This window comes from Konateibacter massiliensis, assembly GCF_900184995.1.
Classification (GTDB): Bacteria; Bacillota; Clostridia; order Lachnospirales; family Lachnospiraceae; genus Lachnotalea; species Lachnotalea massiliensis.
This window is the reverse complement of sequence record NZ_LT860099.1, coordinates 1200494-1214090: the sequence shown is the minus strand read 5'-3', so window position 1 is coordinate 1214090 and position 13597 is coordinate 1200494. Positions and strand designations below refer to the sequence as shown.

Below are 13597 nucleotides of genomic sequence, written 5' to 3'. Positions count from 1 at the left end.
AACTTAAAGCTAACTATATTAGAATGAAAATATAGAATATGGAGTTATTGAAAAAAATTTGAAAGGTTAGCTGACATCAGAAAACCAAAAGGGCTTCACTCATTGGAATATACTGATAATCATAATAAAAAACAGGAGGAAGGAATTATGAGTGATAAAGAAGAAAAACGAAGAAGCAATGAATATAAAAGAAATCCAATGATTAATTTTTCGGATTCTATAAACCATTCAGTGATAGGTGATTTCAATATTTTAGTAAAAGGTAATTTTATTACAAGGATTATTACAATAATTATTATTGCAGCTATATTATTTTTGGTGATTAAATAATATTTACAGGGGCTTATATGCGTCGTATTATAGTTGACTAGTAAAGTAGCTGTCGCATTAAGTGTGAAGCGCTTCTCATCAAGTAGATAATTGAAAAAGATAAATTTTTCATCCAGCAGGGCACAAATCCGGCTGGAATTTTTATGTTGTAGGTGAATATATTTTATGTTTGACTCGTTACTGAGTGAGCAGGTAAAATAAAGCAAATAAAATGAGACATGTTGGACTCGAGCGGTAATGTTTGTGCAAGAGGAGAATTTTTTAATGAGCCTTTAGGCTCCAACGTCGGTAATGCCTTTTATAGAAGAGAACAAAACATCATTCAACGGGGGATGATTTTGCTCAAAATACATATAAATTCAGTAATAGCCATAGTTTTGTTAAAACTCTAATGTAACGAAATAAAAAAATAAGCTGTCAATATATTTTTTAAAAAAATATATTGACATATAATATTATACGGCGTATAGTATTGTATATAAATTAATATTGATAAAATAATAATATTAAAAAACAAATAATATTAATTTTTAAATAATATATTAAGGAAAGGAAGCAAGTCACAGGGAAAAGGAGATGATGACATGGTATTTAATACTGGTGCGGCACTGCTAGATGCAATTGTCTTGGCGGTTGTGTCGAAAGAGATAGAAGGGACTTACGGTTATAAGATAACACAGGAAGTCAGAGAGGTCATTGAAATTTCAGAGTCTACCCTCTATCCGGTACTTAGAAGGTTGCAAAAAGATGATTGTCTGGAAGTCTACGATATGGAATTTGGCGGACGTAACAGAAGATATTACAAGCTGACGGAAAAGGGAAGGCTGCAGTTGAATTTATATATTTCAGAATGGCAAAGTTATTCCAAGCGAATAACGATGATGTTTGAGGAGGGCGTGAGCGATGAGTAGAAAAGAATTTATGGAAAAATTGGAAAATCTGCTGGGAAATATTCAAGACAGCGAGAGAGAAGAAGCCTTGCAGTATTATAATGATTATTTTGACGAGGCAGGACCGGAAAATGAAAATCAGGTTATTATAGAACTTGGAACACCGGAAAAGGTTGCGGCTATTATCAAAACTAGTCTTCAGGAAAATATAAACGAATCCGGAGAATTTACGGAGAGAGGATATTCTGATCCAAGATTTGTCATCAATTACGAGGTGGCAGACAATCATGATACAAAGGAACAGAGCAACAGCCGCAGAACTTACAGAAAAGATACCAAAGAAGCTTCAGGCGGTAAAATAGCTCTCATTATCATTCTTCTTATTCTTGCCATTCCGGTAGGACTGCCGCTGTTAGGCGGATTATTCGGTCTGATTGTAGGACTTGTGGGCGGAGCAATCGGAATTTTTGCAGGAATTGTCGGTCTTGCAATTGCAGGCGTACTTGGCGGTGTCACGGTATTTGTGGTAGGCTTTGTAACTTTGTTTACATCGCCGCTCGCCGGAATATTCAGTTGCGGCGTGGGACTTCTCTTATTGGGAGTCGGAAGTCTTTTGACACTGCTGAGTGTTCAGATTTGTTGGAAGTTTATTCCTTGGCTGTTTCGCAATATTGTTGAACTGTGCAGAATGCCGTTTAAAAGAAGGGGGGTAATGCAATGAAATCATTTACAAGAGGATGTTTGATTTTTAGCGGAGTGGCAATCGCCATTGGATTAGTACTGACTATTATCGGAGGTGCATTAGGAGCAGGAAGCACCTTTGCATCGATGCTGAGGGACGGCAGATTTTCCATTAACGGAAATAATATTGTGAGTGTAGTTGATGGCAAAAATACTACAGATTTTACGGGTGAATTCGAAGGAATTGAAACACTCAACATTGATTTAAACTATGGAGAGCTGAATATTCAAAAAACAGATGGCGATAAATATCGAGTGGAAGCTGAACGTGTAGTAAGAGGCTTTGAGTGTAGAGAAGAAAACGGAGAACTTATTATAGAAGACAACATTAAGAATAATTGGAGAATAGGAGATGAGTATCACCCTCTTATTACGCTTTATATCCCGGAAAATGCCACATTGAAGGAGGCTGACATTGATATGGGAGCCGGTGTTGTAAACGCAGAGCGCATCGAGGCGAATACAATGGATGTAGACTTGGGTGCCGGAAAGTTTGAGGCAGATGAAATTATTGCTAAGGAAGCAGAGCTAAGTGTAGGAGCCGGACAATTGACCGTTGAAAAGATTGCAGCGGATGAGCTGAATATGGACTGCGGTACCGGAAAAATGGAAGTTGCAGGAGAAATTAGGGGAGATGCAAACGTAGAATGCGGTATTGGGACAATTAAGCTGACGTTGAACGGAGAACAGTCCGATTATGACTATGACATAGAATGCGGTATCGGAACAATTATAGTGGGAACGCTTACCTTTGGAGGGGTTGACGGTGAGAAACATATTGATAACAATTCTGATTATACAATGGATATCAACTGTGGTGTTGGAACTATACAAATAAGCTTTGAGAATGAATAATAGGAGGTAGAAATGATGGAAACGAAAAAATTATACAGATCAAGAACAAATAGATTTATCTGTGGTGTGTGTGGTGGAATTGGAGAGTACTTAAATATTGACCCTACGATTATAAGACTTTTACTTGTATTACTTGCTTTTACCGGAACGGGGATTTTAGCATATTTTATCGCAGCAATTATTATTCCTGACGAATATTAATTGATAAATAGTTCAGCCGTGCAGAAATGATTATTCAAAACGACCGTGAGTGCTTGCACTCTAAGGGCTTTTTGAATAATCATTTCTATAGGGCGGACGCCCGACATTCATAATGTGTCAATTATATCATAAGATACTTGGAATAGCGGTATATCTGACACATTATGAATGGCATGGCTGAACTTTAAATTCATATTTATAAATAAAGAGAAGCCCCTTGCTTTTTTTTCGAACATATGTTACGATAATCAAACAAACGTTCGAAGAAGAGCAAGGGGTGTTTTTATGGTAATTCAGGAAAATATGACGGTAATGGAAAAGCTTTCAATACTGTCCGATGCCGCAAAATATGATGTGGCATGTACCTCCAGTGGAGTGGATCGAAAAGGAAACGGAAAAGATATGGGCAATACAATTGGAGCAGGAATCTGCCATAGTTTTTCCGCCGACGGACGATGTATTTCACTGCTCAAAATATTGTTTACAAACGAATGTATTTTTGACTGCAAATACTGCATTAATCGATCCTCCAACGATGTGAAGCGGGCGTCCTTTACCCCTGATGAGGTGTGCAGTCTCACGGTTGAATTTTACAGGCGTAATTATATAGAAGGGCTGTTTTTGAGTTCAGGTATTATAAAGAGCCCGGACCACACCTTGGATTTGATATATCAGACGATATGGAAGCTTCGAAATGAATACCATTTCGGGGGGTATATCCACGTTAAGGCGATTCCGGGAGCTGACAGTGAGCTGATTCAAAGACTTGGCTTTTTGGTTGATCGTATGAGTATTAATCTGGAGCTTCCAACGGCGGAGGGACTTAAGACCTTGGCGCCGCATAAGACCCGAAAAACTATCCTAAAACCGATGAGGCAGATACAATCTGGCATCGTGCAGAATAAAAATGAACTGATGGTCTATAAAAATGCCCCGAGCTTTGTGCCGGCGGGGCAGAGCACACAAATGATAATCGGAGCTACGCCGGAGAACGATTATCAAATTGTCTCTGTTGCGGAGAATTTGTATGATAAGTTTAACTTAAAGAGGGTATTCTACTCCGCATTTGTTCATGTCAATGAGGATGCCGCCCTACCGGCACTTCCGGGAGGACCGCCGCTGCTTCGGGAACACAGACTTTATCAGGCAGATTGGCTGCTTCGTTTTTATGGATTTAAGGCGGGTGAGTTATTGTCTGAAGCGAGACCGAATTTTAATGTGCTGCTTGATCCGAAGTGTGACTGGGCGCTTAGGCACTTAGAGAATTTTCCGGTAGAGATTAACCGGGCAGATTACTACACTTTGCTTCGCGTTCCGGGAATCGGTGTCAAGTCTGCACAGCGAATTGTAAAGGCAAGAAGACAGGCAGTGCTCGATTTTGAGGATATCAAGCGAATGGGAGTTGTTTTAAAACGAGCCTTGTACTTTATCACCTGCAAGGGTAAGATGATGTACCACATCAAGCTGGAAGAGGATTATATCACAAGAAATCTTTTAAATTTAAGAGAAAGAATTCCGATTGAAGCAACGGAAGGCGGCTTTAAGCAAATTTCTCTGTTTGATGATGTGAACTTTAATCCGCAGCCAAACATTGTAGATCAGGCACAGAGTATGTTTGGGCAGATATAGAGTAACATGTAACTGTGCAGGCACCAAACGGTTATGATAATAGAAGTAAAAGCTCTGGGAAGGGAGCAACCATATATGAACCAGAAGATATTTTTATGCGAAAACAGCACAGAAGGCATCTTTACGGGTGTATATTGTGCGTGGGAGAGCAGGCATCCCAAGGAATTTATCAAACTTTCCGTGAATGCAGAGGGAAACTATGAGCTGTTTTCTGAATATATTAACGTAACGACGGATTTTGAGAAGGCAAGTAAGGTGGCAAGAACGATAGAGAGGCGCTTTGGAGCAGAGGTATACGCCAATATTTATGAGGCGGCATGCTCTAACGGAGCGGATAAGGCGGAGGTGATTTTTCGCACAATCAACGCAGGGCTTGCCAGTAACAATCCGAGAAAGCTGATGGAGAATTTGCAGGATAAAAATATATGCCGTGTGTTTGAACTGAGCAGGGCAGTCGGAAACGAAAGTCATCATCTGCTTGGCTTTGTGCGGTTTCGAGAATTAAAAAACAAGGTGCTTTGTTCTGTTATTGAGCCGAAAAATGATGTTGTGGCATTGATTGCGCCTCATTTTGCAGACCGGCTTCCGATGGAGAACTGGCTCATATATGATAAGGGAAGAAAGCTTGCAGCCGTTCATGAGGGCAGGGGAACATGGGGTATAATCAAAAGCGACGGACTAATCTTACAGAGCCTTGAACAGATATCAGAGGAAGAGAAGGCGATGGAAGAGCTGTGGAAGGGCTTTTGCAGCAGTATTTCAATTAAGGAGAGAGAAAACTTAAATTTACAGAAGCAAAATCTGCCACTTCGCTTTCAGAAGGATATGGTTGAATTTCAAAAATAAGACGAATAAATTCTATTTTTGTAAAATAGATAAATAGTTACTCTTCATAATCAAATATAAAAACTAAATTTAATAAAAATTTAATAATTTATGACAGCTTTTTGTAGAAAAATAACAAAGGTCCGAACCGGTATGGAGAGGAAAACACTTCAATATGCGAAAAAAATAGTCTTATTTTGAAAATGTTTGAAATTGACAAATGAATAAAATGATGTCATAATGACTAGACTAAATATATTGCTACATAGACAATACTGTTTATGTGATTGAAAGCTTATGGCACGGCCATAAGATGTTTTAGAAAGGATTTTGTTATTATGGATAAGAAGTATCAAATTAGATTGCAGGCGACAAAAGATGTACAGGATTTTGTATCCGCCGCAGAAAGATGTGACTTCGATGTTGATGTGTTTTACAATCGAGTTATCATTGATGCGAAATCAATACTTGGTGTGTTGAGTTTGGATTTAACAAGAGTATTAACCGTACGTTATGGTGGTCAAAATACCGAATTTGAGAAAGTTCTTGCAAAATACGCAACTGCGTAAAAAGAGAAGAATAGATGAAAGGCTGTGGCAAAATGATGAGAATCATATTACCGCAGCTTTTTTATATCATAGGAAATTGCAAAGCAATTTCCTATGATATAAAAAGATTATGCGCACCTCGCGGAGTAGAAGTTGTTGCTTCGCAACCCGCTTGGGCGCGAAGTGTGAGCAAAGCTCACACTTTCTTGTGTTATAGGAAATTACTTTGCCCATTCTTTATTCTAGCATATACCGAAATAACATGGTAAGATAGGGTGAGACAGGAGAGTTGCCATGAACAAGGATGATAAAAACATAAGAATATCGGTGCGAAACCTCGTCGAATTTATTCTGAGGAGCGGTGATATTGATAACCGGCAGGGGAATAAAAGCGATAAGGACGCCATGCAGGCGGGAAGCAAAATGCACCGGAAAATCCAAAAGCAGATGGGCTTGGAGTATCATGCAGAATACCCGCTCAAAATCCAGATTGAAAAGCCGGATTTTACAATAACACTCGAAGGGCGTGCCGACGGCATTATTATAGAAGAAACAAATGTGACGATTGATGAGATAAAGGGCGTCTATTTTGACTTAAACCACCTCACAGAGCCGATTGAGGTACACAGGGCGCAGGCGATGTGCTATGGATACATTTACGGCAGTCAGGAGGGGCTTAGCCAAATTGACATTCAGCTTACTTACTGTAACTTAGATACGGAGCAGAAGAAATATTTTAAAGAGACCATTGAATTTCAGACGCTGGAAAAGTGGTTTTTAGATTTGATGGAGGAGTATTACAAGTGGGCACAGTTTCAATATGAGTGGCGGATTACAAGAAATGAGTCCATAAGGCCGATTGAATTCCCGTTTCCGTACCGTGAGGGGCAGCGCAATTTAGCTGCCAGTGTCTATACGTCAATCAATCGCAAAAAGAGACTTTTCATTCAGGCACCTACAGGAGTGGGAAAGACGATGTCCACTGTTTTCCCTACGATAAAAGCGATAGGCGAGGGCTTGGGGGAAAAAATATTTTACCTGACAGCCAAGACAATTACAAGAACCGTGGCGGAAGAGGCATTTGATATCCTAAAGCAAAACGGACTTAGGGGGAAGGTCGTGACGCTGACGGCGAAGGATAAGCTTTGTCTATGTGAGGAGACGGACTGTAATCCGGTGAATTGTCCCTATGCAAAAGGGCATTACGATAGGGTGAACGAGGCGGTTTTTGCAATGATTTCAGAATGCGATACGTTTTCAAGAGAAGTAATTGAGGAGTACGCAATCAAGTACGAGGTCTGCCCATTTGAGACGAGCCTTGATGTTTCGCTGTGGTGCGATGTGATTATATGCGATTACAACTATGTATTTGACCCGAAGGTTTCGCTGAAGCGTTTTTTCTCCGAGGGTGTGAAGGGAGAATACCTGTTTCTCGTTGACGAGGCACACAATCTGGTGGACCGCGGAAGGGAGATGTACAGTGCGTCTCTTTACAAAGAGGATATTTTGGAGCTAAAAAAAGAAGTTAAGTTCTATAGCCGAAAGCTTGAAAAATACTTAGAGAAATGTAACAAAGACCTTCTGGAGTGGAAAAGAGAGTGCGATACCTACAAACTGATTGAGAGTATCAGCGCTTTTGCGCTTAACCTGATGACGCTTGCCGCCGAGATAGAGAAATTTTTGGAGGAGAATAAGGAGAGAGATATCGGGGAAAAGGTGCTTGATTTTTATTTTCAGGTCAGACATTTCTTAAATATGTATGAGAGGCTGGATGAGAATTATGTGATTTATACGGAGCATGAGGAGGACGGAAGATTTAAGATTAAGCTGTTTTGTATCAATCCTTCCAAAAATCTGCTGGAATGCCTAAATAAAGGAAACAGTACGGTCTTTTTCTCAGCGACGCTTTTGCCGGTCTTATACTACAAGGAGCTGTTAAGCGGAGATAAGGAGGACTATGCAGTCTATGCGAATTCCCCTTTTCCGGAGGAAAACCGGCTTATTTTAATCGGGAAGGATATCAGCAGCAAATACACGAGAAGAAATGCGTTGGAATACCAAAGGGCTGCCGACTATGTGGAGCAGGCTGTCAAGGAGCAGGCAGGAAATTATCTTGTGTTTTTTCCATCCTACAGCTATATGAGAGCCGTTTATGAGTATATGGAGACAAAAGAGATAAACTGCATCTGTCAAAAGCAGGGCATGAATGAGAAAGAGAGAGAAGAATTTCTGGAGCACTTTACAGACAGCAAGGAGGAGATAGTGGGCTTTTGCGTGATGGGAGGGATTTTTAGCGAGGGCATTGACCTGAAAAATGATTCCCTAATCGGAGTGCTCATTATCGGAACAGGACTTCCTCAGATTTCCAACGAAAAGGAGATTTTAAAAAACTATTTTGATGCAAAAGGAGAAAATGGCTTTGATTATGCCTATCGTTTCCCTGGCATGAATAAGGTTTTGCAAGCGGCGGGACGTGTCATTCGAACGACAGAGGATAAGGGAGTAATCCTTTTATTAGATGATAGATTCCATACAAGGCAGTACAAGGAGCTGTTTCCAAGAGAATGGAAGCAGACTCCTGCCTGCACTGTTTCAGACGTGGGTGTTCAAATTCAGACGTTTTGGAATGCAATCAGAAATAACCGATGAATTTTTCGGCTGCCTGTGAAACAGGAAGATGCTGATTGTGAACGACTACAATTTGGCGGCTTGGAAGTTCAACGTCCAAGTCGACTGTGTATAAATCGCTATTGTCGGAGGGTACGCAGTAATCCGGAATAAAGGCGATACCGAGACCAATCCGTGCAAGATCGATGAGCAGATCATTGCTTCCAAGTTCAATTTCCGGCACCAAATCAAGTTGGTGCTGCTGGAAAATATGATGGACAAACTCACTTGTGGTACTGTTTCTATCAAGCATAAGGATAGGGTGGGTCTGAAGCTCCTGCAAGGTAACTTTTTTGTTATCCAGCATAAAGTGCTTTCTGCTTGCGATAAAGACATCCCTAAATTCCTTAATCACCTTGATTTGATTGGTGTTATGAAGCTGTGAATTCGGGAAGTTTGTTACAATCAAATCTACTTGTCCACTATCTAGCAAATCCACACATTTAATTGAGGTCTGGTTTGTAACCTTAATATGAACATTTGGATATTCCTTGTGAAAACGATTTAAGTACGGCACAAGAAAATAGCGGCATATCGTATCGCTTGCGCCGATTCGAAGCTGACCCCCACCAAGGGTGTTGGCATCTAAAATTTGTGCCTCGCCTCTCTTGATCAGGTTCATGGCAGGTTCGATGTGACGCAGCAGGATTTCCCCCTCCGGTGTAAGCTGAACTCGTTTGGTACTTCGGATAAACAATGGCTGATTCAACTTTTTTTCCAGTACCTTGATGGACTGGCTGACAGCAGACTGGGAAATATATAATTGCTTGGAAGCTTCCGAGAAGCTTAGCGAGATTGCGACGAAGTAAAACACTTTGTATAATTCATAGTTAATATCCATGATAAGTCCTCCTTATAAATACTTGTTACATTATAACATAATAAAAACTATTTTACCAACAAAACTAGAAACAACGAGGCTAAGTTATGACAGAGAAGAAAGAAAATATATTTAAGAAGAGATATACCGTTATTTTACTGGCGGTTTTGTGTACGATACTGTGGGGAAGTGCGTTCCCCGGCGTTAAGATAAGCTATGAATATTTTGGGATTTTAAACGGAGAAATCGGAGCGACTATGCTTTTGGCAGGACTTCGTTTTACCTTGGCGGGAGTGCTCACGCTGGCGGCGTATTTTATATCGATTAAAAAGGTGGTACTGCCTCAGAAAAACCAAGTCAAAGGAATTTTGATTACGGGAGTTGTGCAGACGGGCTTGCAGTATTTATTTTTTTACATAGGGCTTTCCCATATAACCGGGGCAAAGGGGGCGATACTTGCGACAACGATTACCTTTTTCAGTGTTTTTATTTCCCATATCATGTTTCAGGATGACAAGATAACGGTGAGAAAGCTTGCGGGCTGTCTGATTGGGTTTGCGGGTATTATCATTATCAATTTAAAAGATGGAGGAGCGCTTGGAGGCTTTCGTATTCTGGGGGATGTAGTGATGCTCTTGTCCACGTTCAGCGCGGCTTTGGGGGCGATGATAAGCAAGGTTGTGGCAAGGAAAATAAATCCCGTTATGCTCACCGGCTATCAGATGATTTTGGGTGGCATATTGCTTGCGGCAATCGGAGGTGTATCGGGGGGAACGCTTAGCAGCAGCTCGGTGAACGGTTATATTCTTTTGATTTATTTATCCCTTGTTTCGGCTGTGGCATTCTCAATTTGGACGACGCTGTTAAAATATAATCAACCGAGTAAAATTGCGGTTTTTAATTTTGCCATACCGATTTTTGGAACAATTTTATCGGCTGTATTTTTGGGGGACAGCATTATGAGCATACAGAATTTGATTGCGCTTGTATGTGTGTGTCTGGGTATCTACGTTGTAAACAAGATATAGTGCAAGATTAACTTGACTGTGAGCGAGATTTGTAGTATATTTCTTATAGTATTTTAACGAATTAAAGTGTTGCGCTTTAGACTGTTAAACAAGATAAAGCTGCAAACAGTTTTACTTGTTATAAATAAAATCAAGGAGAAGGATAATTTATGAAAAAGAAAATTCTATCACTTACATTGGCTTTGACAATGGCAGCTTCGCTGGCTGCATGTGGCTCAAGCACTGCTTCACAGGAAGGAAGCACTACAACAGATACAACAAAAGAAACAGAAAGTACGACCGAAGCTGCGGCAGACGGCAAGGTATACAAAATAGGAGTATGTCAGCTTGTACAGCATGATGCACTTGACGCATCCTATAATGGATTTATAGATGGTTTGAAAGAGGCAGGCTTCGAGGAAGGCAAAAATCTTCAAATCGATTACCAGAATGCACAAGGAGAGCAGGCTAACTGTGCAACCATCGCATCAAAGCTTGTAAACAATCAGAGTGATTTAATTCTTGCTATTGCGACTCCGGCGGCGCAGGCATGTGCGAATGCAACCTCGGATATTCCGATTGTTGTGACGGCAGTGACAGATCCGGCTGAGTCAGGTTTGGTAAAAAGCAATGAGTCAACTGAAACGAATGTAACCGGAACATCCGACTTAAATCCGATTTCAGACCAGATGGACTTATTGGTAAAGCTTGTTCCGGATGCAAAAACGGTAGCAGTGTTATACAATTCCAGTGAAACAAATTCCAAAATCCAGGCTGACTTAGCAAAAGAAGCGGGAGAGAAGCTTGGGCTTGAAGTGATAGACGCAACAATTTCAAATTCAAATGAAATTCAGCAGGTTGTGCAGTCTTTAGTAGGAAAAGTGAATGCTATCTATGCACCGACGGACAATTTAATCGCAGCAGGTATGGCTACCGTAGCGATGGTGGCGAATGAAAATAAAATCCCGGTTATCTGCGGAGAGTCAGGAATGGTTGAGGCAGGTGGACTTGCTACCTACGGTATTGACTATTATGAGCTTGGCAAGCTGACCGGAGCACAGGCGGCTAAGATTTTAAACGGAGAAGCGCAGCCTTCAGAGATGCCGATTGAATATCTGGATGCATCGAAACTTCAGTTTAGCATAAACAAGGAAGTGGCAGAGCAGATTGGTGTTGAAATTCCGGCAGATTTAGAGGCAAACTAGAAATAGTATCGCATTGTGTTAGGGCAGACGAGGTCTGTCCTAATGCGCTTTTTAAAGACAGAAATAAAGTATTTTAGGAGGAAAGAAGTAATATGAGTACAATCATGAAAGGCTTTACCAGCTTTTGGATTCTCCTTGTGCCTCTCTTGTGGTCTATACATTCCGCAAGTGCGCAGGGAATTTTGTGGGGCATCATGGCAATTGGTGTTTTTATAACATTTCGTATATTAGATTTTCCGGATATGACCTGTGATGGTAGTTTTGCATTGGGAGGCTGTGTCAGTGCAATGCTGGCGGTCAATATGGGATGGAATCCTTATGCAACACTAATTATTTCTGTAATTGCCGGAGCATTGGCAGGTGCAGTTACCGCATTTTTACATACAAAATGTAAAATACCTGCAATTTTGGCGGGAATTCTTACAATGACAGCACTTTACTCCATTAACAGCCGTATTATGGGACAGGCAAATATTCCGTTTTTAGGTGTTAATACGGTTGTCAGTCTGGTAAAGGATTTATTTCCGGCATCGATGCAGAGTATTCCCAACTTCAATGCATGGGTGATGCTTTTGGTAGGATGTATCTTTGCGGCGTTGGTAGTAGTGTTGGTTTATTGGTTTTTTGGAACGGAAATCGGCTCAGCGCTTCGTGCAACAGGCAATAATGAGGAGATGGTACGCGCGCTTGGTGAAAATACAGACAAGATGAAAGCAATCGGACTTATTATCGGAAATGCACTCGTTGCACTCTCAGGTGCTTTGGTAGCACAGAGCCAGGGATATGCAGATGTCGGCATGGGTGTCGGCACAATTGTAATCGGCCTTGCGTCTATTGTAATCGGTGAGGTTGTGATGGGAAGAGCAAAAACCTTTAAGTTCCGCCTGATCTCGCTTTTGCTTGGATCGGTTATTTACCGTATCATTATTGCGGTAGTGCTTTGGATGGGGTTAAAATCCACGGATTTAAAGCTGCTCACGGCAATTGTTGTTGCGCTTGCACTTACAATACCGAAACTGTTAGGTACAAGAGCATCTAACAAAGCAGCATTAGTAAACAAGAAAGGGGCTGATTCCGATGCTAAAAATTAATGATGTATATAAGACCTTCAATCCGGGCACGATTAATGAGAAAAAGGCTTTAAATGGAGTGAATCTTCAACTCAATGCACAGGATTTTGTGACGGTAATCGGCGGAAACGGAGCGGGTAAATCAACAATTTTAAATATGATAGCGGGCGTGTATCCGATTGACGGCGGCTCGATTTTATTGGATAATATGGATATCACCTATTTGCCTGAGCATAAGCGTTCCTACTATTTAGGCAGAGTGTTTCAGGACCCGATGAAGGGGACTGCGGGTAATATGGAAATTCAGGAAAATCTTGCGATTGCTTACCGCAGAGGTAAAAAAAGAGGCTTAAGCTGGGGAATTACGAAGGCAGAAAAAGAGAGATTTCATGAGGACTTAAAGGTGCTTGGATTAGGCTTGGAGGATCGAATGAGTTCCAAGGTAGGACTTTTATCAGGCGGTCAGAGACAGGCATTGACGCTTTTGATGGCAACGCTGCAAAAGCCGAAGCTCCTTTTGCTTGATGAGCATACAGCGGCACTTGATCCCAAGACAGCAAAGAACGTATTGACCATCACGGATGAGATTGTACGGACGGATAAATTGACTGCAATTATGATTACACACAACATGAAGGATGCCATCAAGTATGGAAACAGGCTTATTATGATGCATGAAGGACGAGTGGTATATGATATTGCAGGTGAGGAAAAGAAAAATCTTCAGGTAGCTGATTTACTTGCTAAATTTGAACAGGCAAGCGGCGGCGAATTTGCAAATGACAGAATGATGCTGGCGTAAGATATAA

Annotated in this window: 14 protein-coding genes; 13 read left to right on the top strand and 1 reads right to left on the bottom strand. The window is 41.0% G+C overall.

Translation table 11 applies throughout. The annotated features are described in order from the left end of the window. Positions 1-147: 147 nt before the first annotated feature. The 9 genes from CTY48_RS11385 to CTY48_RS11340 all read left to right on the top strand — a co-directional run bounded on the left by CTY48_RS11385 (position 148) and on the right by CTY48_RS11340 (position 8668). The gene (locus CTY48_RS11385) at positions 148-330 is read left to right on the top strand and encodes a hypothetical protein (RefSeq protein WP_099468606.1); all 183 of its coding nucleotides are present in this window, start codon (positions 148-150) and stop codon (positions 328-330) included. A 584-nt stretch (positions 331-914) separates the two neighbouring features. After that, complete coding sequence (locus CTY48_RS11380; RefSeq protein WP_099468605.1) at positions 915-1241, top strand: PadR family transcriptional regulator; 327 nt, start codon at positions 915-917, stop codon at positions 1239-1241. Beyond that, the gene (locus tag CTY48_RS11375) at positions 1234-1941 is read left to right on the top strand and encodes a DUF1700 domain-containing protein (protein WP_099468604.1); all 708 of its coding nucleotides are present in this window, start codon (positions 1234-1236) and stop codon (positions 1939-1941) included. The genes CTY48_RS11380 and CTY48_RS11375 overlap by 8 nt, the downstream gene beginning before the upstream one ends. Beyond that, positions 1938-2816 (top strand): DUF4097 family beta strand repeat-containing protein, encoded by an 879-nt coding sequence (locus CTY48_RS11370; protein WP_099468603.1) that lies wholly within the window; start codon positions 1938-1940, stop codon positions 2814-2816. The genes CTY48_RS11375 and CTY48_RS11370 overlap by 4 nt, the downstream gene beginning before the upstream one ends. 15 nt (positions 2817-2831) lie before the next feature. Then, positions 2832-3017, top strand: a complete 186-nt coding sequence (locus CTY48_RS11365; RefSeq protein WP_099470142.1) for a PspC domain-containing protein — start codon at positions 2832-2834, stop codon at positions 3015-3017. Between the two features lie 285 nt (positions 3018-3302). Beyond that, on the top strand, positions 3303-4646 hold the full coding sequence (locus CTY48_RS11360; RefSeq protein WP_099468602.1) for a putative DNA modification/repair radical SAM protein: 1344 nt from the start codon (positions 3303-3305) through the stop codon (positions 4644-4646). Positions 4647-4721: 75 nt separating this feature from the next. Further along, positions 4722-5492 carry a TIGR03915 family putative DNA repair protein gene (locus CTY48_RS11355; protein WP_180272713.1) on the top strand — a complete coding sequence of 257 codons (771 nt, stop codon included), beginning with the start codon at positions 4722-4724 and terminating at the stop codon, positions 5490-5492. A 317-nt stretch (positions 5493-5809) separates the two neighbouring features. Continuing rightward, a complete protein-coding gene (locus CTY48_RS11350) occupies positions 5810-6040 on the top strand; it encodes an HPr family phosphocarrier protein (protein WP_099468600.1) in 231 nt (76 codons plus the stop codon). 273 nt (positions 6041-6313) lie between these two features. Then, positions 6314-8668 (top strand): ATP-dependent DNA helicase, encoded by a 2355-nt coding sequence (locus CTY48_RS11340; protein WP_099468598.1) that lies wholly within the window; start codon positions 6314-6316, stop codon positions 8666-8668. Here the strand turns inward: CTY48_RS11340 and CTY48_RS11335 are convergent. Next, complete coding sequence (locus CTY48_RS11335) at positions 8652-9527, bottom strand: LysR family transcriptional regulator (RefSeq protein WP_099468597.1); 876 nt, start codon at positions 9525-9527, stop codon at positions 8652-8654. The genes CTY48_RS11340 and CTY48_RS11335 overlap by 17 nt on opposite strands. Positions 9528-9613: 86 nt before the next feature. On the opposite strand from CTY48_RS11335, the gene CTY48_RS11330 reads away from it, so the two are divergent. The 4 genes from CTY48_RS11330 (at position 9614) to CTY48_RS11315 (ending at position 13590) form a co-directional block, all read left to right on the top strand. Continuing rightward, positions 9614-10534, top strand: a complete 921-nt coding sequence (locus tag CTY48_RS11330; RefSeq protein ID WP_099468596.1) for a DMT family transporter — start codon at positions 9614-9616, stop codon at positions 10532-10534. Positions 10535-10683: 149 nt separating this feature from the next. Beyond that, positions 10684-11718 carry an ABC transporter substrate-binding protein gene (locus CTY48_RS11325; protein ID WP_099468595.1) on the top strand — a complete coding sequence of 345 codons (1035 nt, stop codon included), beginning with the start codon at positions 10684-10686 and terminating at the stop codon, positions 11716-11718. Positions 11719-11810: 92 nt separating this feature from the next. After that, a complete protein-coding gene (locus CTY48_RS11320) occupies positions 11811-12809 on the top strand; it encodes an ABC transporter permease (RefSeq protein WP_236354897.1) in 999 nt (332 codons plus the stop codon). Then, entirely contained in the window at positions 12796-13590 is a 795-nt protein-coding gene (locus tag CTY48_RS11315; protein ID WP_099468594.1) for an ABC transporter ATP-binding protein, read from the top strand. The genes CTY48_RS11320 and CTY48_RS11315 overlap by 14 nt, the downstream gene beginning before the upstream one ends. Positions 13591-13597: the final 7 nt, after the last annotated feature.

Bases quoted from the DNA above. Each gene is read 5' to 3' on its own strand.
- CTY48_RS11315 (WP_099468594.1), top strand. From the start codon at position 12,796: ATGCTAAAAATTAATGATGTATATAAGACCTTCAATCCGGGCACGATT.
- CTY48_RS11320 (WP_236354897.1), top strand. From the start codon at position 11,811: ATGAGTACAATCATGAAAGGCTTTACCAGCTTTTGGATTCTCCTTGTG.
- CTY48_RS11355 (WP_180272713.1), top strand. From the start codon at position 4,722: ATGAACCAGAAGATATTTTTATGCGAAAACAGCACAGAAGGCATCTTT.
- CTY48_RS11330 (WP_099468596.1), top strand. From the start codon at position 9,614: ATGACAGAGAAGAAAGAAAATATATTTAAGAAGAGATATACCGTTATT.
- CTY48_RS11325 (WP_099468595.1), top strand. From the start codon at position 10,684: ATGAAAAAGAAAATTCTATCACTTACATTGGCTTTGACAATGGCAGCT.
- CTY48_RS11365 (WP_099470142.1), top strand. From the start codon at position 2,832: ATGGAAACGAAAAAATTATACAGATCAAGAACAAATAGATTTATCTGT.
- CTY48_RS11380 (WP_099468605.1), top strand. From the start codon at position 915: ATGGTATTTAATACTGGTGCGGCACTGCTAGATGCAATTGTCTTGGCG.
- CTY48_RS11340 (WP_099468598.1), top strand. From the start codon at position 6,314: ATGAACAAGGATGATAAAAACATAAGAATATCGGTGCGAAACCTCGTC.
- CTY48_RS11335 (WP_099468597.1), bottom strand. From the start codon at position 9,527: ATGGATATTAACTATGAATTATACAAAGTGTTTTACTTCGTCGCAATC.
- CTY48_RS11385 (WP_099468606.1), top strand. From the start codon at position 148: ATGAGTGATAAAGAAGAAAAACGAAGAAGCAATGAATATAAAAGAAAT.
- CTY48_RS11375 (WP_099468604.1), top strand. From the start codon at position 1,234: ATGAGTAGAAAAGAATTTATGGAAAAATTGGAAAATCTGCTGGGAAAT.
- CTY48_RS11360 (WP_099468602.1), top strand. From the start codon at position 3,303: ATGGTAATTCAGGAAAATATGACGGTAATGGAAAAGCTTTCAATACTG.
- CTY48_RS11370 (WP_099468603.1), top strand. From the start codon at position 1,938: ATGAAATCATTTACAAGAGGATGTTTGATTTTTAGCGGAGTGGCAATC.
- CTY48_RS11350 (WP_099468600.1), top strand. From the start codon at position 5,810: ATGGATAAGAAGTATCAAATTAGATTGCAGGCGACAAAAGATGTACAG.